Consider the following 22,003-nt stretch of genomic DNA (forward strand, 5'->3'; position numbering starts at 1 on the left):
GTTCTTCAGGCGGCGTGAACGCGGCGGCCGTCTTCCCAGGCCGTCACCAGCTCCTGGAAGCGGCGCGCCATCTGGTCCACCGCCTCGGCATCGCTGATCTGGCCCGAAAGCCAGGCGCGCGCCGGGTCGATGTGGATGGTGCGGCCGACGGCGAAGCCCTTCACCACCGGCACGCCGGCACAGGCGCGGAAGCTCTCCGCCAGGTCCTGCATCGGTGCTTCCAGACCCAGCACCAGCACGCCGCGGCAATAGCCGTCGTTGCGGATCACCGTCTCGTTGATCTGGCTCCAAGCGGCGGCGCTCTTCTGCGGTTCGAGCTTCCACCAGTCGGGCTTGATGCCGATGTCGTAGATGCGCTGCAGCACCTGCGGGATGGTATCGTCTGCAAGCGGGCCGTGCTTGCCGGCGATGATCTCGATCAGCAGGTCGCGCCCCTGGGTGCGGCACGCATCGTAGACGCGTTGCAATTCGCGCTCCTGCCGCAGCCGCAGCTCCTCCGGATCGTCCGGGCGGTAGAAGCAGAGGCATTTGACCACCTGCCCCATCGGCCATTCGGTGAGATGGGCGCCGAGACTGCCACCGGCCTCGAAATCAAGCGGGCGGGAGCCGGTGCGCTCCACCGGACGCGCCGTCCACAGAGCGTGGTCGGCAGCGCGGAACAGCGCCTCGCGGCCGTAACGACCGTCGATGAACATGCCGAAGCCGGGCCGGCCGGCGGCAACCCGCGCCGCGGCTTCCACGGCCAGCACCTTGAAATCGCTGATCCGCTCGAAGGGCGCGCCCACTTCCGTCGCTACCGCTTCCAACTGGATGCGGTGGTCGATGGCGAGCGCCATGACGCCGGGCGGGCTCGCCGGCCGGGTGGTCGCCCAATGGATGTGGTTGAGGTCCTGGTCGAAGCGCAGGGCCCGCTGCTTCGACCCATGAGCGAGGAAATATTCCAACTCTGGGAAGGTCGGGATTTCCGGCGAGCACAGCAGGCGGGAGACGGCGAAGGCACCGCAGGCATTGGCATAGGCGCAGCAGGTTTCGAGCGGCGCATCACGCAGCCAGCCGCGCAGGAAGCCGGACATGAAGCTGTCGCCGGCGCCGAGCACGTTATAGACCTCGACTGGGAAGCCCGGGCCGCGCACGCCTTCGTCCAGACTGCCCGGGATCTCGCCCGGAAAGACCACGCAGCCCATCGGCCCGCGCTTGCAGACGATGACGGCAGCCGACTGCGCGCGGATGGCGCGAATGGCCGTCAGCGTATCCTCGGAGCCGCCGGCGATGTGCAGCTCCTCTTCCGTGCCGACGATGAGATCGCAGAGCGGCAGCACGGGGGCGAGATGCGCCGTCACCGCATCGGACTTGATGTAGCGGCTCTCACCCGCGTCGTGGCCCGCAAGGCCCCAGAGGTTGGGCCGGTAGTCGACGTCGAAGATCACCCGGCGGCCATGCGCCTTGGCGATGCGCATCGCCTTGAACTGGGCAGCCGCCGTGTGCTCCTGAGCAAAGTGGGTGCCGGTGACGACGACAGCGGCAGCAGAGGCCACGAAATCCTCGTCGACGTCATCCTCGCACAGCGCCATGTCGGCGCAGTGGTCGCGATAGAAGATCAGCGGGAAGGTGTTGCTGTCGCGCACGCCGAGCAGCACCAGCGCGGTGAGGCGCTTCAGGTCGACCGTGACGCCGCGCGTCTCCACGCCTTCGCGCGCCAGCTGTTCCAGGATGAAGCGGCCGATCTGCTCGTCACCGACGCGGGTGAGAAGGGCCGACTTCAGGCCGAGCCGCGCCGTGCCCACCGCGATGTTGGCCGGGCAGCCGCCCACCGCCTTGCTGAAGGACCCCATGTCCTCCAGCCGACCGCCGATCTGCTGACCATAGAGGTCAAGCGAGCAGCGGCCGATCGTGATGAGGTCGAGCACGGGAGAGGCCATGGAGGTCCCTTTCTGGCGGATCGGTCGGACCCGCGCGTCTGGCCGACGCAGCCGGGTGGTGGTGACTGGTTGAGCGGCTTCGTGCCGTCTTCATTGCTTCAAAATAAAATCACTATTCCAAATTTTCGTCAATCCGGTCCGAATTTTCCTTTTTCACCTCGCGGCGCAGCGGCGGCAAATCGCCCGAGCGCTTGCTGACCAGGGCGATCGCGAGCGTCGTGGCAAGCGCGAAGGATGCGGAGAGAGAGCGGAATCCGCCGAAATCGGCCTCGGCCACCTCCAGCCAGACGGAGGAAACCTGAACCAGCGGCGAGAAGGGCGAATCGGTTATGCCGATCACCGGCACACCGCGTTGAAAGGCGCTGCGCGCGGTCGTCAGCGTCTCCGAGGCATAAGGCGTGAAGCTCAGAGCGAGCAGCGCGTCCTCCGGTTCGATCAGATCCGTCTGCCGTGCGCCGAGGCCGCCGAGCTGATCCACGAGATCGCAGCGAACGCCGAGCTTCTGCAGCGCATAGAGAAGATAGACGGCAACCGGAAAGGCGCGGCGAACGCCCACGATGTGGATGACGCGCGCCGCCGCCAGTCGCTCCACCGCCTGTTCCAGCGCATCCACGTCCACGCTCTGCCGGAAATCCCGTGCCGAAATGCAGGAGGCATCGACCAGCCCATCCAGAAGGCTCAGCACGTCACCGCTTTGATTGCCCTCGTGCAAGGCTTCCAGGCGTAGATTGTAGTCCGGCCAGCGATTGCGGGCATGGGACTGGAAGACGAGCTGCAGCTCCGAGAATCCGGAATAGCCCAGTGCCTGGGCGAAGCGGATCATCGTCGAGGGCTGTACATGCGCGAGCTTCGCGAGTTCGGCGACACGGCCGAAGGCAATTTCCTGCGGATGCTGAACGGCGAAATCCGCCACCTGCACCAGCCGCTTGGGCAGGCTGTCGCGCCGTTCGAGGATCAGCGCGCGCAGACCGCGGAAATCACGCGGGGCCGCCCCGTCCTGCGACAGGCCAAGGCCGGCGGTCTCCTCCGCCTCCTCCGTGCGCTGCGGCACGCCCCCGCCTCCGTGGTCCTCACCTGCCATGCCACTCGATCTCCCGTTGACAACCGATAGCCCAAATGGAATGTTTCTTCCATATATTCCATTCAGAAATAAAGACGCTCCACGCGCACGGGGAGACGCAGCCTAACAAGCCCGGCCCGCTTCGCGACCATCACCGGGCGCGGCCCATCGGCCTGGCCGCCCGAACGACCGTCCAACACGAAAGACACGACCGTCATGATCCGCTTTTCCGTCCTCGGCTGCGGCCGCATCGGCACCATGCATGCGCGCAATCTGGCGCGGCACCCCCAGGCCCGCCTGATCTCCGTCTTCGACGTCTTCACCAAGGCATCGGACGCCATGGCGGCGGAACTCGGCGTCAAAGCCGCGGAGTCGATCGACGCCGTGCTCGCCGATCCCGAGGTCGACGCCGTGCTCATCGCGACTTCGACCGACACCCATGTCGAGCTGATCACCCGCGCCGCAAAGGCCGGCAAGGCCATCCTCTGCGAGAAGCCGATTGCCCTCGACATGGCCAAGGTCGAGCAGTGCTGGAGCGAGATCCGCGATCTCGGCGCGACCATCATGCTCGGCTTCAACCGCCGCTTCGACCCCTCCTTCCGCGCGGTGCATGACCGGATGACCGCCGGCGAAATCGGCAAGCTGGAACAGATCGTCATCACCAGCCGCGACCCTGCCCCGCCGCCGGTCGCCTATATCAACGTGTCGGGCGGCATGTTCCGCGACATGACCATCCACGACTTCGACCTCGCGCGCTATTTCGCCGGGGACATCGTGGAAGTGCAGGCCTTCGGCGCCAATTTCGTCGATCCGGCGATCAAGGAGGCCGGCGACATCGATGCGGCGATGGTGACGATGCGGGCTGCGTCGGGCGTGCTTATCCACATCAATAACAGCCGCCGCGCCGCCTATGGCTACGACCAGCGTCTGGAAGTCTTCGGCGAACGCGGCATGCTCATCGCCGGCAACCGCATGGCGACGACGGTCCAGTCCTTCTCCGCCGCCGGCACCGGCCAGGGTGACGTCGTGCTGCCCTTCTTCATCGAGCGCTATGCCGAGGCCTATGCGGCAGAGGTCGCCCATTTCGTGGAGAGCGTGGCCGCCAAGCAGACGCCGCTGACGAGCTTCCGCGACGGCGTCGAGGCGCTCCGCCTGGCGGATGCCGCGCTCGAAAGCCTCAAGACCGGCCGGACGGTGAAGATCGGCTGACGGCTCTCTGCGGTAACGGAATCCAGCAACACTCGTCGTCCCCGGGCTAGACCCGGGGACTTACCCCGTAGGGCGCCCTGACGGCGTTTGGACGCCCCAACGGGTAGGCCCGCGGCATGAAGCCGCGGGTGACGGTGAACAGTACCGCGCCAAAGCCCGTCAGCTTGCCAAGGCCTGGGCCAGCCGGTCGGCGAGCTGGCCCAGCGCGGTGCTCATCGCCGCCACCTGATCGGTCACCGTCTGACCCACCACGGGCACCGTGAAGCGCCAGGCCTCCGTCACCGGCGGCCGTGTGCTGACCGCGAAGGTGACGGAGGCTTGCGCCACCAGCACCACCTGCCCGCCCTCGGTTTCGTCGAACCGCGTCACGTTGAGCGCGACGGTAGCCTGCGGGGTCGCCGAGACGGCGCCACCTTCCGTATAGACCGTGCAGCCCGGCAACCGCTGTTCGAGTTCGGCCGAAAGCACCCGGCCGAGCATGGCGCTGAAGGGCTCGCCCCACCAATCATTCTGAGAGACCGCGATGTGGTAGCCGCCCGAGGAGCGGACGATCGCCTTGCGGTCCAGATAAGGGGCGACCGCCACGTCCTGCAGCAGCACGAGGGCGGGCGCGCCGGGGCGCGTGCCGCCGGGCACCGCGTCCAGCGTATAGAGCACGGGACTCGGCGAGGCGCAGGCCGCAGGGAGCGCCGCGAGGCCGAGAAGACCCAGGGAAAAGCTGCGGCGTGTCGGCATCATGGCTCGGTTCCCGTCTGCGTGCGGCCCCGCACCAGCGCTTCTGGATGCGCAGCGAGCAGATCCGCCAGCGCCCGGAAGGATTGCGTCATGTCGTTCAATTGCGTCATCAGCCGGTCGAGCTGGCGGTTGAAGTGGCTGTCCGCGCCGTAGCCGGTATTGGCCGAGACCAGCACGGTGTTGAGATTGCCGACGGCGGTCTTCAACTGCCGGGTCAACTGCGGCAGGCTCTGCAGGGCCGGCCCCACGTCGGTGTTCAACTGCTTCACCAGCTGTTCGGATTCCACCATCGTCTTGGCGAGCGCATCCACCGCCTGCTTGGTGGCGGCACCGTTGGTGATGTTGTTCAATCCATCCAGCGTGGAGGTCAGGCTCGCCGAGATCTGGTCGAAGGGCATTGCGTTGATCTTGTTGAGCAGGCTACTGACTGACGAGCTGATGGAGTCGAAGGCGCCGGGCGCGGTCGGGAAGACGATGTCGGTGCCCTCGATCGTGACGTCCGCGGGCGGCGCATCCGGCACCTGGACGAGGGCGATTTCGCTCTGTCCGGTCAGGATGTTCGCCTTCTGGATCTGCGCCCGCGCACCGCGTGCGACGAGGGTGCGCAGATTAGCGAGCGGCCCCGCGGCCTGCACCTGGGCCGTGATGTTCTGAATGCGGTCAGGCTGAATCTGGAAATGCACCGGCGCCAGGATCTGATGCGTATCCTGATTGTAGACCATGCTGACGCTCGTCACCTCGCCGATCTTCAGACCGTGCAGAGTGACGGGCGAGCCGGGGCCGAGACCCGCGACGGAGCCCGAGAAGTAGGAGACGAAATCGACCTTGCGCTGATACAGCGCCTCGTCCGCTGCTTCCTTGTTGTCATAGAGCGGGAAGGCTTGGCCTGCGTCGGCTTCCGCCTCGCCCGTTTGCGTCGTGTCCGGCATGGAAAAGGCGACGCCGCCGAGCAGCAGGGCATTGAGCGATTCGATCTGCACCTGCACGCCCTGAGCGCCGAGATTGATCGAAAGGCCGGACGCGTTCCAGAAGCGGCTGTCGTCATGCACATAGGCGTCGTAGGGCGCACGGACGAAGACGTGGATGGTCACGTTCTCGGCCATGTTGCCGATGTCCCAGCCGAGCACCTGACCCACTTCGAGATCGCGGAAGAAAACCGGCGCGCCCAGCGTCACCGAGCCGATGCGCTTGGCCTTCAGCAGGAAGGTGCGGCCCGGCACGGCAGACTGCAGCACCGGTGGATCTTGCAGGCCCGTGAAATGCGTCTGCGGCTTGCCACCCGCAGCGGCCGGCAGCAGGTCGATATAGGGACCCGAAAGCAAGGTGCCGAGGCCGGACAGGCTACCCGCGAAGAAGCGCGGCCGCACGATCCAGAACTTCGTCTGGTCCGAAATCAGCGGCGTCGCATCCCGCGTCATCTGCACCGTGACGTTCACATGGTTCATGTCGGGCGTCAGCTTCACCGCCGTCACCGTGCCGAGCGTGACGTCCCGGTGTTTGACGACGGATTGCCCGGCCGTCAGCCCATCCCCCTGGTCGAAGGTGATGGTGATCTTCGGGCCCCGCTTCGCATAGGTATCCCACACCAGCCAGGCGCCGACGGCGAGGCTGATCACCGGGATCGCCCAGATGAGAGAGATGCGGCGCCGGCCGCGCGTGCGCACCGCTGCGGTTTCGAGGGAGGGTTCGGTCATCGGCTCCTGCCGGCTTTGGGTGCGTCCCACATCAGCCGGGGATCGAAGGCTTCCGCCGCGAAGATCGTGAGGATCACGACCCCGGCGAAGGCGACCGCACCCACACCGGGTTCGATCGTCACGATGGCGCCGAACTGGACGAGCGCCACGAGAATGGACTCCATGAAGATGTCGATCATCGACCAGCGGCCGATGACGGCGATGATGCGGTAGAGCCGCACCCGATCCACCAGCCGTTCGTGGCGTCGCAGCTGCGTCATGACCAACAGCAGCACCAAGCCGACGAGCTTCAGCATCGGCACCATGATGCTGGCGATGAAGACGATGGCCGCGAGCGGATACATCTTGGCGGCCACCAGCTCCTCGACGCCGCCGAGGATCGTCGTCGGCAGGCCGGAGCCCATCTGCACCACCGTCATCACCGGATAGACGTTGGCCGGGATGTAGAGCACGGCGGCGGCAATCACGAGCGCCCAGCAGCGGGCAACGCCATTCGGTTTGCGCCCATGCAGCAGGCTACCGCAGCGCCGGCACTCATGCGGCCCCTCCCCCACGGCCACTGCCACCTTCTCGCAAGTTTCGCAGGAAAGGACCGTGCCGTCGGTCGGCGGGCGGACGGCCGCCTCGGCCTGTGGCGTCTTGGGATGGCGCGTGATGCCACGCCGCTCGATCTCTTCCCATACGGCGTGGCGGTCGAGCGTCGCATCGGCGGCCACCATGGCGACCATCAGGGCGACGAGCGCGAAGACGGCGTAGCCCACGTCGATATGCACCATGTCGACGAGTTTGACGTAGGCGACGAAGACGCCGAGGAGATAGACCTCCACCATCGACCATGCGGCCAGGCGCTCCACCCAGCCGAAGATCAGGGGCAGATGACGCGGCGGCCGCGGCAGGCGCAGGCCGATGAGAACGTAGGCCGTGCCGAGCAGTTTCAGGAAGGGTGCGGCGACCGTGGTGAAGACGACGACGAGGGCGAGTTCCCAGATTCCCTGATTGCGCAGCCGCTCAGGCCCGCTGAAGAGATCGGCACCCAGCACGATGCCGGAAGTGCTGACGCGCATCAGCGGCATGGTGCAGGCAATGACGAAGCAGAACAGCGCAGTGAGCGTCAGGACGAGGCAGCGGCCGAGCGGATTTTTCTGGACGCGCCGCAGCGTCACGCCGCAGCGGGTGCAGCAGACGACGGCCGGGGCCTTCAAAGCCGGCACCTGCTGCAGCAGGCCACACTGGCGGCACAGAAGCGGATGCGGAACGATTTCCGTCTCTACGGTCGTGGCTGTTAGCGAGGAAGCCATCATCGGGACGGACGCGCGCGCTCCAGCTCCGACGTCTCCGGCTGGACGTTCCAGTTCCGGTTTTCACGTCGCAACCGACATGATAGCGTTTTCGTGAGACCGTCAAGCGACAAGACGGTTCTTCAAGATCGCAACCAGAATTCGTCGCGTCGTTTCGGATAGAAAGCGAAACCCGATGGTTTATTCATCGCATGATCCCCTGTGCCGCGCAACAGAACCGGGGAAGAGGCGGCGGCGCCATGGTTTTCTCGCGCTTCCGATCCTCGCTCTGCTCGCTGCCTGCAGCCAGGGCGGCAGCGGCACCCAGACGGCCGCGCCTGCCCAGACGCCGGACGGCAGCGTCACCATGCATCAGGTGCAGGCCGCCTTCATCGGCAGCGGCAATGGCGGCACCGGCACGCTCGTCTTCCAGGGGCGCAGCTACCCCTTCACCATCGGCGGCCTCGGCGTCGGCGGCATCGGCGCCTCGACGATCGATGCCACGGGCGAGGTCTACAACCTCAAATCGGTCAAGGATTTCGCCGGGCCCTACGTTCAGGGCCGCATGGGCTATGCCTTCGGCACGAAGAGCCACGGCGATCTCTGGCTAAAGAACAATGCCGGCGTGGTGCTGCATCTCGACGCACATCGCACCGGGCTCATGCTGAGCCTCGGCGGCGACGTCATCGTCATCACCCTGCAGTGAGGCGAACCGCCGGCGCGCTCAGCCGGGGCGGATCATCTCGAACAGGCGGTCGGCCGCCACGTAGTCCCCCCGGTAGCCACAGCGGCCCAGGGGCGCGGCGGCAGCCGTGTCGAAGATCCCGTTCTTGAGAAAGGACGGGTCGATATGCACGGCGACGATCTGCCCGATCACCATGTAGTTGGAAGACGGCGTGCCATCCAGCGCGCGCAGATGGGTGATGGAGAGCCGCTTGCATTCCAGGGCCGCCGCGGCGGCTGCCACGCGCGGCGGGCGCACCAGCCGGCAGGGTGCTTTCTCCAGGCCCGCGAGGGCCATCTCGTCGACATCATGCGGCACGGAGGCCGAGGTTTCGTTCATTGCGCGTGCGAGGGCCGCGCCGGCCAGATTGGCGACGAACTCGCCCGTCTCCTCCACATTGCGCACACTGTCCTTCCAACCGTTGGAGGAGAACATCACCATGGGCGGGCTGTCCGAGACCATGTTGAAGAAGCTGTAAGGGGCGAGGTTGACCCGCCCCTCGGCGTCCACTGTCGAAATCCAGCCGATGGGGCGCGGCGCAATGATGGCCTTCAGCGGATCATGCGGCAGGCCGTGCCCCGATGCCTGCTCGTAGAAGTAGCTCTCGCTCATCTCATCATCCCTGCTTGCCGGCTGCGATCGCGCATAGAAGTTCGAACATCATCGTGGCACCGGTCAGCGCCGTCAGCCCAGAGGGGTCGAAGGGCGGCGAGACTTCCACCACGTCCGCACCGACGATCCGAAGCCCCCCGAGCCGGCGCAGCATGAACTGCGCCTCCCGCGTGGTGAAGCCGCCGATCTCCGGCGTGCCGGTGCCCATCGCCATCGACGGGTCGATGCTGTCGATGTCGAAGGAGACATAGGTGGGGCCGCTGCCCGCGATCGCCCGCGCCTCCTCCATCACCGCTTCGACACCGCGGGCGGCAAATTCTTCGATATAGATCTGGCGGATGCCCTGGGCGCGCGCCCAGGCGTGATCCTCCGCGCTGTAGAGCGAGCCGCGCAGGCCGATCTGCACCATGCGCTTCGGGTCCAGCACGCCGTCCTCGATCGCGCGGCGGAAGGGTGAGCCATGGGTATAGGGGTTGTCGCCGAAATAGGTGTCGTTCGTGTCGGAATGCGCGTCGAAATGAATCAGCCCGACAGGGCCGCGGGCGCCCACGGCGCGCAGGATGGGATAGGTGATGAGATGGTCGCCGCCCGCGGCCAGCGGCACGGCGCCCGCCGCGACGACCTCGGCGAAGAAGCCTTCGATCCGCCGCAGCGCATCCCGCAAGTCGATCGGGTTCACCGGGCAATCGCCGAGATCGGCAACCTGCAGCACGTCATAGGGGGAGATCTGCGTCGCATGGTTGTAGCGGCGCATGAGGCTCGACTGGTTGCGGATTTCGCGCGGACCATGGCGGGTGCCGGGCCGGTTGGTGGTGCCACCGTCGAAGGGCACGCCGATCAGCGCGACGTCTAGACCCGTGGCCGTGTCCGCGGTCGGCAGCCGCATGAAGGTGGCATGGCCCGCGAAGCGCGGCACCAGGGCAGCATCCACGGGCTGGTTGAACGCGGTCATCGGCGGCACTCCTCTCAGAAACGGCGGTCTCACCGACAGAGCACGCGGCCCCGGCTTGATCAACCGGCCGCGCTGGTATCCTGTGGCGATGGATAGGCTTTCGAGGAAGACCATGGCCGGCGCGCTGTCGCATATTCGCGTTCTAGACCTCTCCCGCGTGCTCGCCGGCCCCTGGGCCAGCCAGCTGCTCGGCGATTTCGGCGCAGAGGTGATCAAGATCGAGCGGCCAGTGACGGGAGACGATACCCGCGCCTGGGGCCCGCCCTTCCTCAAGGATGCCGCAGGGCAGGATACGCGGGACGCCGCCTATTTCCTCTGCGCCAATCGCAACAAGCAGTCCGTCACCGTCGACATCACCCGGCCCGAGGGCCAGGCGCTGATCCGCGCGCTCGCCGCGCGTTCCGACGTGGTGCTGGAGAATTTCAAGCTCGGTGGCTTGAAGCAGTATGGGCTGGACTATGAGAGCCTCGCCGCCCTCAACCCGCGCCTCGTCTACTGTTCCATCACCGGCTTCGGCCAAACCGGGCCTTATGCCGAACGCGCGGGCTACGACTTCCTGATCCAGGGCATGGGCGGGCTGATGAGCATCACCGGGCGGCGCGATGGTGAGCCGGGCGCCGGGCCGCAGAAGGTGGGGGTCGCGCTGACCGACGTGCTGACGGGTCTCTACGCCTCCAACGCCATCCTGGCCGCCCTCGCCCATCGCGCCGTATCTGGCCGCGGACAATATATCGACCTCGCGCTGCTCGACGTGCAGGTGGCGAGCCTCGCCAACCAGACGATGAACTACCTGACGACCGGTGAGGCGCCGCGGCGGATGGGCAATGCTCATCCCAACATCGTGCCCTATCAGGATTTCCCGACCGCCGATGGCGCGATGATCCTCGCCGTCGGCAATGACGGGCAGTTCGCGAAACTCGCCCTCGTCGCCGGCCACGCGGAATGGGCGGCCGATCCGCGCTTCGCCACCAACCGTGCGCGGGTAGAGAATCGCGCGGCCTTCGTCGAGGCCTTCACCGCGGTCTCGCTTGGCCGGACGACGAAGGAATGGGTCGCGGCTTTGGAGGAAGCGGGCGTGCCGTGCGGCCCCATCAACACGCTGCGCGAGGTCTTCGAAGACCCGCAGGTGATTGCGCGCGGCACGAAGATCACCCTGCCGCATGCGGCCGGCGTGGACGTTCCGCTCGTCGCCAATCCCATCCGCCTGTCGGAGACGCCGGCGGAATACCGCTCCGCCCCGCCGACGCTCGGGCAGCATACGCAGCAGGTCCTGTCCGAAACGCTTGGTTTGAGCGACGCGGAGATCGCAAAGCTCGCAGAGGCCGGGGTCATCTAGCCGCGGCGCTTGCAATTCGGTCTTTTTTGTCCGAATTTGATCTCATGAAGAGCGACGAGCTCTTGCGAATCTTACGTCGTCGCGCAAGCCGCCTTGGACTGCGTCACGAAGAAGCTGCGGGCAGAGGAAGCCACCTGAAACTGTGGCATGGGGCGGCCAGAACGGTGGTTCCGATGCATCGGCAGGATTTGCCGATAGGAACCCTCAAGGCGATTCTCAAGCAACTCGGTTTGGAATCGTCGGATTTGGAGCACTGAATGATGCGCTACCTCTATCCCGCCGAGGTCACCCACTCCGAGGACGGGGTGACGGTATCCTTCCCAGATGTGCCCGAGGCAATCGCCACGGGGAATACCGTGCCCGAGGCTTTGTCCCAGGCGCGCGATGCACTGATCTCCGCCCTCTCCTTCTATGTCGAGGAAGGGCAGCCCCTGCCCCAGCCTTCGACGGCCGCAGGGCGACCACTAGTGGGTGTCGGCATCCTCGACGCCGCGAAGCTTGCCTTGCACGATGCCATGGTCTCTGGAGGCGTGACCAACGTCGAATTGGCACGGCGTCTCGATCTGGACGAGAAGGCGGTGCGCCGGCTACGCGATCCCCTGCATCGCAGCCATATCGGCCAGGTCGAGGCCGCCCTCGAAGTGCTGGGGCGCCGCCTCGACCTCGTCGTTGAAGATGCAGCCGCATGACAGTGATCGGTGTTTCGAAATGATATTTCTTTTTACAGATCAACACGCCGGATTGGACACCCCTCATTCATGACCACCCTCCCCATCATCGACCTCGCCGGCCTGCGGTCGGAGGATCTCGGCGCGCGGCGCGCGACCGCCGCTACACTTGGCGCCGCCTGCCGAGACGTCGGGTTCTTCTACGTGACAAACCACGGCATGCCGGAGGAGGTCGCCCGTGGCATCTTCACCGCCGCCCATACCTTCTTCGCCCTGCCGGCGGCAGAGAAGGAAAAGCTCTCTATCAAGCGCTCACCACACAATCGCGGCTATGTCGGCGTCGCGGGCGAACGGCTGGATACCAAGGCAAGCCCCGACCAGAAGGAAGCCTTCAACGTCGGCTTCGACTTGCCCGCCGATGATCCAGAGGTGCTGGCCGGCAAGCCCTTCCGGGGCGTCAATCTCTGGCCCAACCTGCCGGGCTGGCGCGCGCAGGTTCTCGCCTATTACGACGCCTGCATGGCCCTGCAATTGACCATTCACCGCGGCTTCGCCCTCGATCTCGGGCTGGCCGAGGACTTTTTCGCCGACAAGATGGATCGGCCGATCGCGACGCTGCGGCTGCTGCATTATCCCGAGGGCGAGGCCACCGAAGGGGCCGAGATCGGCGCGGGCCAGCACACCGATTACGGCAACGTCACCATCCTCGCCACCGATGGCGTGGCGGGTCTCGAAGTGCGCCGGCGCGACGGTGTCTGGCTCGACGCGCCGCATATCGACGGCGCCTTCGTCTGCAACATCGGCGACTGCCTCATGCGCTGGACCAACGACGTTTACGTGTCAACGCCCCATCGCGTGCGGCGGCCGAAGGCCGAGCGCTACTCGGTTGCCTTCTTCGCCGACGCCAACCCCGATGCCGTGGTCGAAGTGCTCCCGACCTGCCTGAAGCCGGGCGAAGTGCCGCGCTACCCGCCCATCACCTGCGCCGACTATCTGCGTGAACGCCTGACTGCCACCTACGATCACCTCAAGACGGGAAGCTGACCGTGACGCTCGATCTCATCATTCGGGGCGCGACGCTGCCCGACGGCCGCACCGGCCAGGACATCGGCATCGCCGCCGGCCGCATCGTGGCCGTGGAACCGGCACTTGCGGCGGAAGCGCGCGAGGAGATCGACGCCGGTGGGCACCTGCTCTCCCCGCCCTTCGTCGACCCGCATTTCCATATGGATGCCACCCTCTCCCTCGGCCTGCCGCGCATCAACCGCTCCGGCACGCTGTTGGAAGGCATCGCCCTTTGGGGTGAACTCAAGCCGCTGCTGACGCATGAAGCCGTGGTCGAACGCGCGCTGCGCTATTGCGATCTGGCCGTCTCCCAAGGACTGCTCGCCATCCGCAGCCATGTCGACATCAGCGACCCGCGGCTGCTCGCCGTCGATGCTCTGCTCGAGGTGCGGGAGCGGGTGAAGCCCTATATCGACCTGCAGCTCGTGGCCTTCCCGCAGGACGGCTATTATCGCTCCCCCGGCGCGGTGGCGTTGCTGAACCGCGCGCTCGACCGCGGCATCGAGATCGTCGGCGGCATTCCGCATCACGAGCGCACGATGGAAGACGGCCGACGCTCGGTCGAAGCCCTGTTCCGCATCGCGGCCGAGCGGGGATTACGCATCGACGTCCATTGCGACGAGACGGACGATCCAATGTCTCGTCACGTCGAGACGATGGCGGCGGAAGCGGTGCGCTACGGCCTGGGGGACCGCGCCACCGCCTCGCACACCACCTCGATGCATTCGATGGACAACTACTACGCCGCCAAGCTCATCGCGCTGATCGCCGAATCCCGCATGAACGTGGTGCCCAATCCGCTCATCAACATCACGCTGCAGGGCCGGATGGAGAGCTATCCGAAGCGTCGCGGCATGACGCGGGTGCCGGAGCTGCTGGCTGCTGGCGTCAACGTCGCCTTCGGGCAGGACTGCACCATGGACCCGTGGTACTCGCTCGGTTCGGGGGACATGCTGGAGGTTGCCCATATGGGCCTGCACGTCGCGCAGATGACGTCTCAAGACGCCCAGCGCACCTGTTTCGAGATGGTGACGACGCATGGCGCACGCGTGATGGGGCTGGACGGCTATGGCATCGCCCCTGGCAACCGGGCGGACCTCGTGCTGCTGCAGGCCAGAAGCCCGGCGGAAGCGATCCGCCTGCGGGCGACACGCCTCTTCGTGCTCAAGGCTGGCCGCGTCATCGCGCGCACCCCGCCGCGCGAAACGGCGCTCTTCCTCGACGGACGGCCGCCGTTGGTCGATGCCGCGGCCTATGCGCCGAAGCTTGGTTGAGAAGACATCCGATCTTGCATCTGGGATAGACTGAAATCGATCCGGCTATCACCGTCATCCCCGTGCTCGTCACCGGGATCACCCCGTTTCGGCGCCTCGACGGGTGGACCCGCGGCATAAAGCCGCGGGTGAAGATCAATGGAGCGCGTCGATCAAAAGCTGACCGATCCTACCGCCGCTCCTCGCGCAGGAAGGGCCGCGCGAGATCCTCGGGCTGGGCGCTGGCGCGCAGCCGGCCGAGACCGGCGGCGGAGAGCACCGCGATGGTCGCGAGATAGGGCAGCATCTGGATGAGGTAGATCGGCACATGAGCGCCGCTGGAGAGCACCAGTGGGATCAGGGCCTGTACCGCGCCGAAGAGCACGGCGGCGCCGATCGCGCGGATCGTGTTCCAGCGCGCGAAGGTGACGAGGGCGACGGCGATCCAGCCGCGCCCACTCACCATGCCGTTCACCCAGACCTGGCTGCCGACCAGGGTCAGATGCGTACCGGCGAGACCCAGCACGATGCCGCCGACGAGCACCGCGCCGAAGCGCATGCCCATGACATTGATGCCCGCGGCATCGGCCGCCGGGGCATTCTCGCCCACCGCCCGCAGGCGCAGGCCAAGTTCGGTCCGCTCCAGCACCCACCACACGAGGAAGGGCAGGACGAAGGCGAGGTAGGTTAGCGGGTCCTGGTCGAAGAAATGCTGCGCCCAGCGTGGAAGACCGGCGAAGAGGCTCGGGAAGACCGGGCCCAGCGCCTTGATCGGCTGGTTGGCGTAGCTGTCCCCGATGACGCCGGAGAGGCCGACGCCGAAGGCGAAGATGACGAGGCCGGACAGCACCTGCTCCAGTCGCAGCACCACCGTCAGCAGCGCGAAGAGCAGGGTCATACCGAGCGCCGCGGCGCAGCCGAGCAGGATCGCCATCGGCAGGCCGAGGCCTTCCAGCATGGCAATGACGGAGACGACGGCACCCATGGACATGATGCCCTCGGCGCCGAGGTTCATCACCCCTGCCCGCTCGTTGATGATGAGGCCGGTGGTCGCCAGCAGATAGGGCGCCGCGAAAACCGGGATGGCGCCGATCCAATCACCCAGGAAGCCGCTCATGCCGCGCGCTCCCCGGCGGCCGGCACCTTGGGCTTGGGGCGGACCTTGTGCAGCGTGATGCGGTAGCGGACGAAGACGTCGAAGGCGGCGACCGTCAGCAGCAGAAAGGCCTCCATCGTCACCACCATGGTGTTCGGCAACTGGTAGAAGGCCTTGAGGCTGTCCCCCGCCGTGTAGAGGCCGGCGACCGCGACCGCCGCGACGAAGACGCCGAGGGGATTGGCCCGCCCCAGATAGGCGATGGCGATCGATGGAAAGATGTAGTCGTTGCCGACGAACTGGGTAAGCCGGTGCTCTTCCCCCGCGGTGATCGAGAAGCCGGCGAGGCCCGAGACGGCGCCCGCCAGGCAGGCCGTCATCAGGGTGATGCGGGCCACCGGAATGCCCAGCGCGGTGGACGCCGTGCGGTTCTCCGCCACCGCCTTGGACAGCAGGCCGAAGCGGCTGTAGCGGCACAGCCACCAGCAGAAGACGGTGGCGATCAGGGCGATGAAGAGCCCGTAATGCAGGTGCCAGCCGGGGAAGTCGGGCAACTGCTCATAGGGTTTGAAGGGCGGGGAGACGGGAAAGCTGTCCGTCGGATTGCGCCAAGCGCCGTAGAGCAGATCCTGCGCCAGGAGATAGGCGACGTAGTTCAGCAGCAGGGTGGTGATCACCTCGTCGGCCCGCAGCCTCAGCTTGGCGACGGCGGCGATGCCGCACCACAGCGCGCCGCCGGCCGCAGCCGCCAGGATCATCAGCGGCATGCGCAGGAACCAGGGGCCGATGTGGTAGAAGGTCACGGCGGTGGCGCCCAGCGCCCCCATCCAGAGCTGCCCTTCGACGCCGATGTTCCAGAAGCGGATGCGCAGACAGAGGGCGACGGACATCGAGACGAGCACGAGGGAAATCGCCCGCGTGAAGGTCTGGTCCAGCCCCGCCTTGTTGCCGAAGACATAGAGGATGAATTCGTTGCCGAGGTCGCTCGCCGGCACGCCGAAGGCGATCAGCAGGATGGCACAGCAGATCAGCCCGAAGAGGATGCCGCCGATCAGTGTCGTCGCCGTCAGCCAGCGGGGAACCGCGAGCCGCGGCGAGAGAACGAGGCGATAGGGCAGCGCGGACACGTCAGGCACCTTCCAGGATCAGCCGGCCGAGTTCGCCGCGGTCCGTCTGTTCGATGGGCATGGCGGCCGACAGGCGGCCGTGGGAGAGGACGGCGATACGGCTGGAGAGCGCCAGCACCTCGTCCAGATCTTCCGAGATCATGAGCACGCCGACGCCGCGGGCCGCGGCTTCCAGCAGCCGGTTCTGCACGGCGGCGGCGGCGCGAACGTCGAGCCCGCGCACCGGCGAATGGACGACGAGGATGGAGAACTCACCCTCGAACTCGCGCGCCAGGATGAGCTTTTGGGCATTGCCGCCCGAGAGCAGCCGCGCCTGGGTGTCGGCGACACCGCCGGCAATTTCGTAGTCCCGGATCGAGCCTTCGGCCCGCCCGCGCATCCAGCCCTGCGTTACCCACCAGCGCTTGGCCGGCGGATGCGCGGCGAGCGGCGGCACGGCGAGGTTCTCGGCCAGCGTCAGGCTGCCGAAGAGGCCGAGATGGAACCGGTCTGCCGGCACGAAGCGCAGGCCCGCCGCCCGCCGATCAGCGGGCGCCAGCGGTGCGGTCTCCCCGTGCATGATGATGTCGCCGGCTGTCGGCACGCGCAGGCCGATGATGGTCTCCAAGAGCTCGGTCTGCCCGTTGCCGCCTAAGCCCGCGATGCCGAGGATTTCGCCCTTGTGCAGCCGCAGGGAAAGATCGCGCAGCGGCACGTCATGCTCGGCGGCTGGGGTCGCGAGATCCTTCAGCTCCAGCACCACCTGTCCGGAGGCCGAGGCCGTGCCGCGGCGGACGACGGCGGTCTCCCCGCCCACCATGGCGCGGGCGAGTTCGCCAGCCGACAGCCCTTGCGCCGGTGCGCCGTCGACCACCGTGCGGCCGGCGCGCATCACCGTCACACGGTCGGCGGTCGCCGAGACGTCGCGCAGCTTGTGGGTGATGAGGATGACGGCACGGCCGTCATCGGCAAGCCGGCGGGCGAGTTGCAGCATCCCAGCCGCTTCGCTCTCGGCCAGCACGGCCGTCGGCTCGTCCATGATCAGGATGCGGGCGCCGCCGAGCAGCACCTTGAGGATTTCGACCTTCTGCTGTTCGGAGACCGAGAGCTGGTCCACCCGGACATCGGGCTTGATGGGAAAGCCGAGGTCCCGCGCCATGCTTTCGACCGCGGCCAGCGCCTGTTCCCGCGTGCGCCAGCCGCAGCGCTTGGCGCAGGCCAGGCGCAGGTTCTCAAGAACGGTGAGCGGCCCGACCAGCTTGAAGTGCTGGTGGATCATGCCGATGCCGGCGGCCGAGGCCGCGCGCGGCTCGGCGAAGGCGGCGGGCTGGCCCGCCACCTCCACCAGCCCGTCATCGGCGCCATAGAAGCCGGCGAGGATGTTCATGAGGCTCGACTTGCCGGCCCCGTTCTCGCCGAGCAGCGCATGCACCTCGCCCCAGGTGACGGAGAGATCGGCCCCGGCAAGCGCCACGCGCTCGCCGAACGCCTTCGTCACCCCTCGCATACGCACTGCGACCGCCGATCCGGCCGCGTCTTTCGTCGCGGCCATCTCCGCGCGGTCGGTGATCGTAGCGGTCATGCCAGCCTTACTTGAACGAGCCCTGAACGTTGTCGATCAGATAGTTCATCGCGAAGAGCTGGTCGACCGTCATCACCTTGCCGGCCTCGACCTTGATCGAGCCATCCTGTGCCTTGATCGGGCCGGTGAAGGGCTCGAACTTGCCTGCGATCATCTCGGCCTTCATGGCGTCGATCTTCGCCTGCACTTCGGGCGTCACGTGATGCACGGGTTCGGTGATCTCGAGCAGGCCCTCATCCATGCCGTAGAGGCTGGTGCCGTTGCTGGTCCAGGTGCCGGCCTTCAGCGCCTTCACCATGGGCACCAGCATCTTGTCCCAGTGGAAGACGACGGAGGTCATGATCGTCTTGGGTGCCGCCGCCGACATGTCGTTTTCATAGCCGATGGAGAACTTGCCCGCCTTCTCCGCCTGCACGATGGCCGCGGGGCTGTCCATGTCGGTCGCGATCACATCCGCGCCCTGTTCGATCATGGCATTGGCGAGCTGGCCTTCCTTGACCGGATCGTCCCAGGAATTGGCGAAGGCGACCTTCGCGATGGTGCCGGGATTGGCGGCCTTGGCGCCCAGCGCGTAGGCGTTGATGTCCCACAGCACGGTCGGGATCGGGAAGCCCTCGATCATGCCGACGATCTTCGACTTGGTGACGGAGCCCGCGGCATAGCCGGCGAGGTACCAGCCCTGATAGGTCTTGGGATACGGGCTTTCCAGGTTCGGCGCCGTGGTGACGCCCGCGAAGTTCACGAAGGCCACGTTCGGATGCAGCTTCGCTTCCGCCTTGAAGGCATCGCCATAGCCGTACGTGCCGCCGATGATGACGTTGTAGCCGCGGTTGATGAAGAGCTCGACCGCCTGCTCCACCTTCTCGGTCTGCTCTGGGATGTTCTCCACATAGGGGATCTTCTGGCCGAATTCCTTCTGCAGGACGAGGCGCGCGCGGTTCTGCGCACCCGTCCAGCCGCCGTCGCTGATGGCGCCGAGATAGATGAAGGCGACCTTCGGAGGACCGTCGAGCTTGACCTGGGCATGCGCCTGGGAAGCGAGCACCGCGGAGCCGAACAGGCCGAAGACGGAAGCGAGCAGGGAAAGCCGTGTCACGAAGATCCTCCTAGGATTTTGGCGGCTTGGGAGAGAGACAGCCAGGCGAGCGGCGCGGGCCTCAGCCCGCAGACCCCGCCTCCTCCTGGCGATAGGCATAGGTCGCGTTCAGTCGGGCCTGCACGTAGTCGCCGGCGCGGACGGGCGGGTATTTCGCCGGCCGCTCTGCGGTCACCGTGCCGGGCAGCGCCTCGATCAGGGTGTCGACGTTGGAGCCCACGAAGCACGGGATGGAGTAGCGCGCCCGGCCCGAGGTGTTGACGGCGCGATGCAGGGTGGAAGCGAAGAGATCATTGGTCCAGCGCGCCATCTGGTCACCGATGTTGATGACGAAGGTGCCGCGGATCGGCGGCGCGTCGATCCACTCGCCCTGCTGGTTGCGCACCTGCAGTGCGGGCACCGTCTCCTGGCAGAGGATGGTGAAGCACTCGTAGTCGGAATGGGCGCCGATCCCGATCTGCTTCGGGTCGATCGGCCCGTCCTGGCTTGGATAGGAGATGATGCGCATGATGGCCGTCGGCTTGTCCGCCAGCGCTTTGAAATGGTCTTCCGGCAGGTCGAGGGCCAGCGCGAAGGCGCCGAAGAGCCGCTGCCCGAGGTCGAGCATGGCGGCATAATAGGCTTCGAGCTGCGTACGGAAGCCGGGCAGGCTCGCAGGCCAAAGGTTGGGCCCGAAATGGTTGGGATGCGCCGCCCGGTCGGGGTCGCCTTCCGGCAGTTCGTGCGCCATGTCGAAGGCCTCGTGCAGATCGCCCTTGGCCGTCGGGTCCGTGTTCTCTTCCAAAAGCGGCGTATAGCCGCTGTTGTTGCCCGAATGACGCACGTGGATCGCCATCTTTTCTTCCAGAGGCAGGCCGAAGAAGCGCGGGCATTCGGCGAAGGTGCCGTCGATCAGTTCCTGCGGCACGCCGTGGTTCTTGACGTAGAAGAAGCCGACCTCGGTACAGGCTGCGCGCAGCTCGGCCGCCAACCGTCGCTTCGCCGCCGGGTCCGATCCCAGCATGGGAGCGAAATCGATGATGGGGATTTCCTGGAAAGCCACGGTTTCTTCCTATTCAGGCGCGTCACGCGCCGTTCTTCACGCAAGTGTCATGCCATCGTGCGGGCGACTCGGCAGCCCGACTGCCGCGGACCTGATCATACTCACCGGGATTTGACGAGCCTGCCCTGAACCCAGACGCGGGCGATGTCCCCCCGGCCCGCCGTCATCACCGCCTTTTCGACCACGCGCTCAGCCGTCTCTGCCTGCGTGACGAGCAGATCGCCATCCGGAAGGCCGGATTCGAGGGCGATTGCATCGAAGGCGTGGCCGGGGCGGAAGAGGCCGATCGGCAGATCGAGCGCCTGTCCGCCACCCGCAGTCGCCAGATGGAAGGCGGTGAGCGCATCGATCCGGGTGCGCGGCTCCCCGCGCCCACTCGGCGCCAGGGTGGCATTCGTCCCGGTCTCCCGCATGCGGGACGCCACGACCGCCATCCGCGCCTGGGCAAACAGCGAGGCCGCGGGTCCTCCGGCCAGATCGCTGCCGAGGCCGACATGCAGCCCCTCCGCAAGAAGATCAGAAAGCGGCAGGACGGCGCCGGCGAAGAAGGCGTTGGAAAGCGGGCAATGGGCAATGGCCGCACCCGCGGCCCGGATCATGGCGCGGTCCGCGGCTTCGACGAAATTGCCATGGGCGAGCACGCTGCGCCGGCCGAGCAGCCCGGCGCGCGCCAGAGTGGCGGTGTCGGTGAGCCCGGTCCGCTCCAGCACATGCGCGTGCTCCCAATCGCTCTCCGAGCAATGGGTCTGCACGTGGCAGCCGCATTCCTGGGCGAGCGCGCCCAGGCCCTCCAGCAAGGCATCGGTGCAGGCGGGCACGAAGCGCGGCGTCACCACCGGCTGCACCAGCGCCCCCTCATTGCCCGGCATGGCGCGGATGAAGTCGATCACCGCGCGCGTATCGGCCACTGCCTGAGCGGCCGACGGGTCCCGGTAATACGGCGGGCATTGCTCGGGATGATCCATGGCGACGCGCCCGATGAGGGCACGCTGCCCGCGAGCGAGGCAGAGTTCGGCCAGCCGCTGTGTTGCCGGCACATGCACCGTCGCGAAGTAGAGCGCCGTGGTCGTGCCATGAGCCAGCAGGGTCTCCACCAGCCGGGCATAGACCACTTCGGCAAAGGCGAGATCAGCGTAGCGGCTTTCCAGCGGAAAGGTATGCCGCTGCAGCCAATCCTCCAGCGGCACGTCGAGCGCGGTCCCGGTTTGTGGAAATTGCGGCGCGTGCACATGCAGATCGACGAGTCCGGGCAGCAGCACCTGGTCGGCGCCGAGCGTAGTCAGGCGACCGGCCGCCCGATAGGCCGCGACCCGCGGGTCATCCTCATCGACCGCCGTCTCCACCACCGTGATCATCCCGGCGGCATCGACGGCGATCAGCGCCTGCGGCAGATCCTCCACCTCGCCCTGCCGCGGCGCGTGCATCGCCCGCCCCAGTACCGCCCAGCCCTGGTCCATCGCTGTCTCCCGGCCTGCCTCCCGCCCCTGGGAGCGAGCCCTGCGCCGAAAAACACCCTCGTGCCTCGGCTGCCAAGGGGAAGCAGCCGGAAACCGTTCAGCTTCGCGTTGTTTTGGTCG

At 66.8% G+C, this 22,003-nt stretch carries 21 protein-coding genes; 7 read left to right on the plus strand and 14 right to left on the minus strand.

What is annotated here, in order from left to right:
- Window positions 1-5 precede the first annotated feature (5 nt).
- The 3 genes from ACYQ6W_RS00165 to ACYQ6W_RS00175 all read right to left on the minus strand — a co-directional run bounded on the left by ACYQ6W_RS00165 (window position 6) and on the right by ACYQ6W_RS00175 (window position 3,197).
- Entirely contained in the window at window positions 6-1,919 is a 1,914-nt protein-coding gene (locus ACYQ6W_RS00165) for a bifunctional 5-dehydro-2-deoxygluconokinase/5-dehydro-2-deoxyphosphogluconate aldolase (protein ID WP_459672790.1), read from the minus strand.
- Between the two features lie 112 nt (window positions 1,920-2,031).
- The gene (locus ACYQ6W_RS00170; RefSeq protein ID WP_459672791.1) at window positions 2,032-2,970 is read right to left on the minus strand and encodes a MurR/RpiR family transcriptional regulator; all 939 of its coding nucleotides are present in this window, start codon (window positions 2,968-2,970) and stop codon (window positions 2,032-2,034) included.
- A gap of 92 nt (window positions 2,971-3,062) precedes the next feature.
- Window positions 3,063-3,197 (minus strand): hypothetical protein, encoded by a 135-nt coding sequence (locus ACYQ6W_RS00175; RefSeq protein ID WP_459672792.1) that lies wholly within the window; start codon window positions 3,195-3,197, stop codon window positions 3,063-3,065.
- Here ACYQ6W_RS00175 and iolG point away from each other — a divergent pair.
- Window positions 3,196-4,188 carry an inositol 2-dehydrogenase gene (iolG, locus tag ACYQ6W_RS00180; RefSeq protein ID WP_459672793.1) on the plus strand — a complete coding sequence of 331 codons (993 nt, stop codon included), beginning with the start codon at window positions 3,196-3,198 and terminating at the stop codon, window positions 4,186-4,188. The genes ACYQ6W_RS00175 and iolG overlap by 2 nt on opposite strands.
- Before the next feature lie 159 nt (window positions 4,189-4,347).
- On the opposite strand, the gene ACYQ6W_RS00185 is transcribed toward iolG, so the two are convergent.
- The 3 genes from ACYQ6W_RS00185 to ACYQ6W_RS00195 are packed head-to-tail and all read right to left on the minus strand — an operon-like array spanning window position 4,348 to window position 7,918.
- On the minus strand, window positions 4,348-4,926 hold the full coding sequence (locus tag ACYQ6W_RS00185) for a PqiC family protein (protein ID WP_459672794.1): 579 nt from the start codon (window positions 4,924-4,926) through the stop codon (window positions 4,348-4,350).
- Entirely contained in the window at window positions 4,923-6,617 is a 1,695-nt protein-coding gene (locus ACYQ6W_RS00190; protein WP_459672796.1) for a PqiB family protein, read from the minus strand. Before ACYQ6W_RS00190 ends, ACYQ6W_RS00185 begins: the two co-directional genes overlap by 4 nt.
- Complete coding sequence (locus ACYQ6W_RS00195; protein ID WP_459672797.1) at window positions 6,614-7,918, minus strand: paraquat-inducible protein A; 1,305 nt, start codon at window positions 7,916-7,918, stop codon at window positions 6,614-6,616. The genes ACYQ6W_RS00190 and ACYQ6W_RS00195 overlap by 4 nt, the downstream gene beginning before the upstream one ends.
- Window positions 7,919-8,090: 172 nt before the next feature.
- On the opposite strand from ACYQ6W_RS00195, the gene ACYQ6W_RS00200 reads away from it, so the two are divergent.
- A complete protein-coding gene (locus ACYQ6W_RS00200; protein ID WP_459672798.1) occupies window positions 8,091-8,600 on the plus strand; it encodes a hypothetical protein in 510 nt (169 codons plus the stop codon).
- 18 nt (window positions 8,601-8,618) lie between these two features.
- Here ACYQ6W_RS00200 and ACYQ6W_RS00205 read toward each other — a convergent pair whose 3' ends face one another.
- On the minus strand, window positions 8,619-9,230 hold the full coding sequence (locus ACYQ6W_RS00205) for a flavin reductase family protein (RefSeq protein WP_459672800.1): 612 nt from the start codon (window positions 9,228-9,230) through the stop codon (window positions 8,619-8,621).
- A 4-nt stretch (window positions 9,231-9,234) separates the two neighbouring features.
- Window positions 9,235-10,182: an agmatinase gene (gene speB, locus ACYQ6W_RS00210; protein WP_459672802.1), complete on the minus strand. Its 948-nt coding sequence runs from the start codon at window positions 10,180-10,182 to the stop codon at window positions 9,235-9,237.
- 112 nt (window positions 10,183-10,294) lie between these two features.
- On the opposite strand from speB, the gene ACYQ6W_RS00215 reads away from it, so the two are divergent.
- From ACYQ6W_RS00215 to ACYQ6W_RS00235, 5 genes are all read left to right on the plus strand, one after another.
- Window positions 10,295-11,518 (plus strand): CaiB/BaiF CoA transferase family protein, encoded by a 1,224-nt coding sequence (locus ACYQ6W_RS00215; protein WP_459672804.1) that lies wholly within the window; start codon window positions 10,295-10,297, stop codon window positions 11,516-11,518.
- Window positions 11,519-11,562: 44 nt separating this feature from the next.
- Window positions 11,563-11,775, plus strand: a complete 213-nt coding sequence (locus tag ACYQ6W_RS00220; protein WP_459672805.1) for a type II toxin-antitoxin system HicA family toxin — start codon at window positions 11,563-11,565, stop codon at window positions 11,773-11,775.
- A complete protein-coding gene (locus tag ACYQ6W_RS00225) occupies window positions 11,776-12,207 on the plus strand; it encodes a type II toxin-antitoxin system HicB family antitoxin (protein ID WP_459672806.1) in 432 nt (143 codons plus the stop codon).
- Window positions 12,208-12,276: 69 nt separating this feature from the next.
- The gene (locus ACYQ6W_RS00230) at window positions 12,277-13,230 is read left to right on the plus strand and encodes an isopenicillin N synthase family dioxygenase (protein ID WP_459672807.1); all 954 of its coding nucleotides are present in this window, start codon (window positions 12,277-12,279) and stop codon (window positions 13,228-13,230) included.
- 2 nt (window positions 13,231-13,232) lie between these two features.
- Window positions 13,233-14,525 (plus strand): amidohydrolase family protein, encoded by a 1,293-nt coding sequence (locus tag ACYQ6W_RS00235; RefSeq protein ID WP_459672808.1) that lies wholly within the window; start codon window positions 13,233-13,235, stop codon window positions 14,523-14,525.
- Between the two features lie 169 nt (window positions 14,526-14,694).
- Here the strand turns inward: ACYQ6W_RS00235 and ACYQ6W_RS00240 are convergent, their stop codons facing one another.
- From ACYQ6W_RS00240 to ACYQ6W_RS00265, 6 genes are all read right to left on the minus strand, one after another.
- Window positions 14,695-15,621: an ABC transporter permease gene (locus ACYQ6W_RS00240; protein ID WP_459672809.1), complete on the minus strand. Its 927-nt coding sequence runs from the start codon at window positions 15,619-15,621 to the stop codon at window positions 14,695-14,697.
- Window positions 15,618-16,736: an ABC transporter permease gene (locus tag ACYQ6W_RS00245; RefSeq protein WP_459672810.1), complete on the minus strand. Its 1,119-nt coding sequence runs from the start codon at window positions 16,734-16,736 to the stop codon at window positions 15,618-15,620. Before ACYQ6W_RS00245 ends, ACYQ6W_RS00240 begins: the two co-directional genes overlap by 4 nt.
- Complete coding sequence (locus tag ACYQ6W_RS00250; protein WP_459672811.1) at window positions 16,729-18,288, minus strand: ABC transporter ATP-binding protein; 1,560 nt, start codon at window positions 18,286-18,288, stop codon at window positions 16,729-16,731. The genes ACYQ6W_RS00245 and ACYQ6W_RS00250 overlap by 8 nt, the downstream gene beginning before the upstream one ends.
- Window positions 18,289-18,295: 7 nt before the next feature.
- Window positions 18,296-19,384 carry a BMP family ABC transporter substrate-binding protein gene (locus ACYQ6W_RS00255; protein WP_459672812.1) on the minus strand — a complete coding sequence of 363 codons (1,089 nt, stop codon included), beginning with the start codon at window positions 19,382-19,384 and terminating at the stop codon, window positions 18,296-18,298.
- Window positions 19,385-19,445: 61 nt separating this feature from the next.
- Window positions 19,446-20,426 (minus strand): isopenicillin N synthase family dioxygenase, encoded by a 981-nt coding sequence (locus ACYQ6W_RS00260; protein WP_459672814.1) that lies wholly within the window; start codon window positions 20,424-20,426, stop codon window positions 19,446-19,448.
- A gap of 101 nt (window positions 20,427-20,527) precedes the next feature.
- The gene (locus ACYQ6W_RS00265) at window positions 20,528-21,883 is read right to left on the minus strand and encodes an amidohydrolase family protein (protein WP_459672815.1); all 1,356 of its coding nucleotides are present in this window, start codon (window positions 21,881-21,883) and stop codon (window positions 20,528-20,530) included.
- Window positions 21,884-22,003 lie beyond the last annotated feature (120 nt).

The organism is Acidisoma sp. 7E03, from assembly GCF_054665075.1.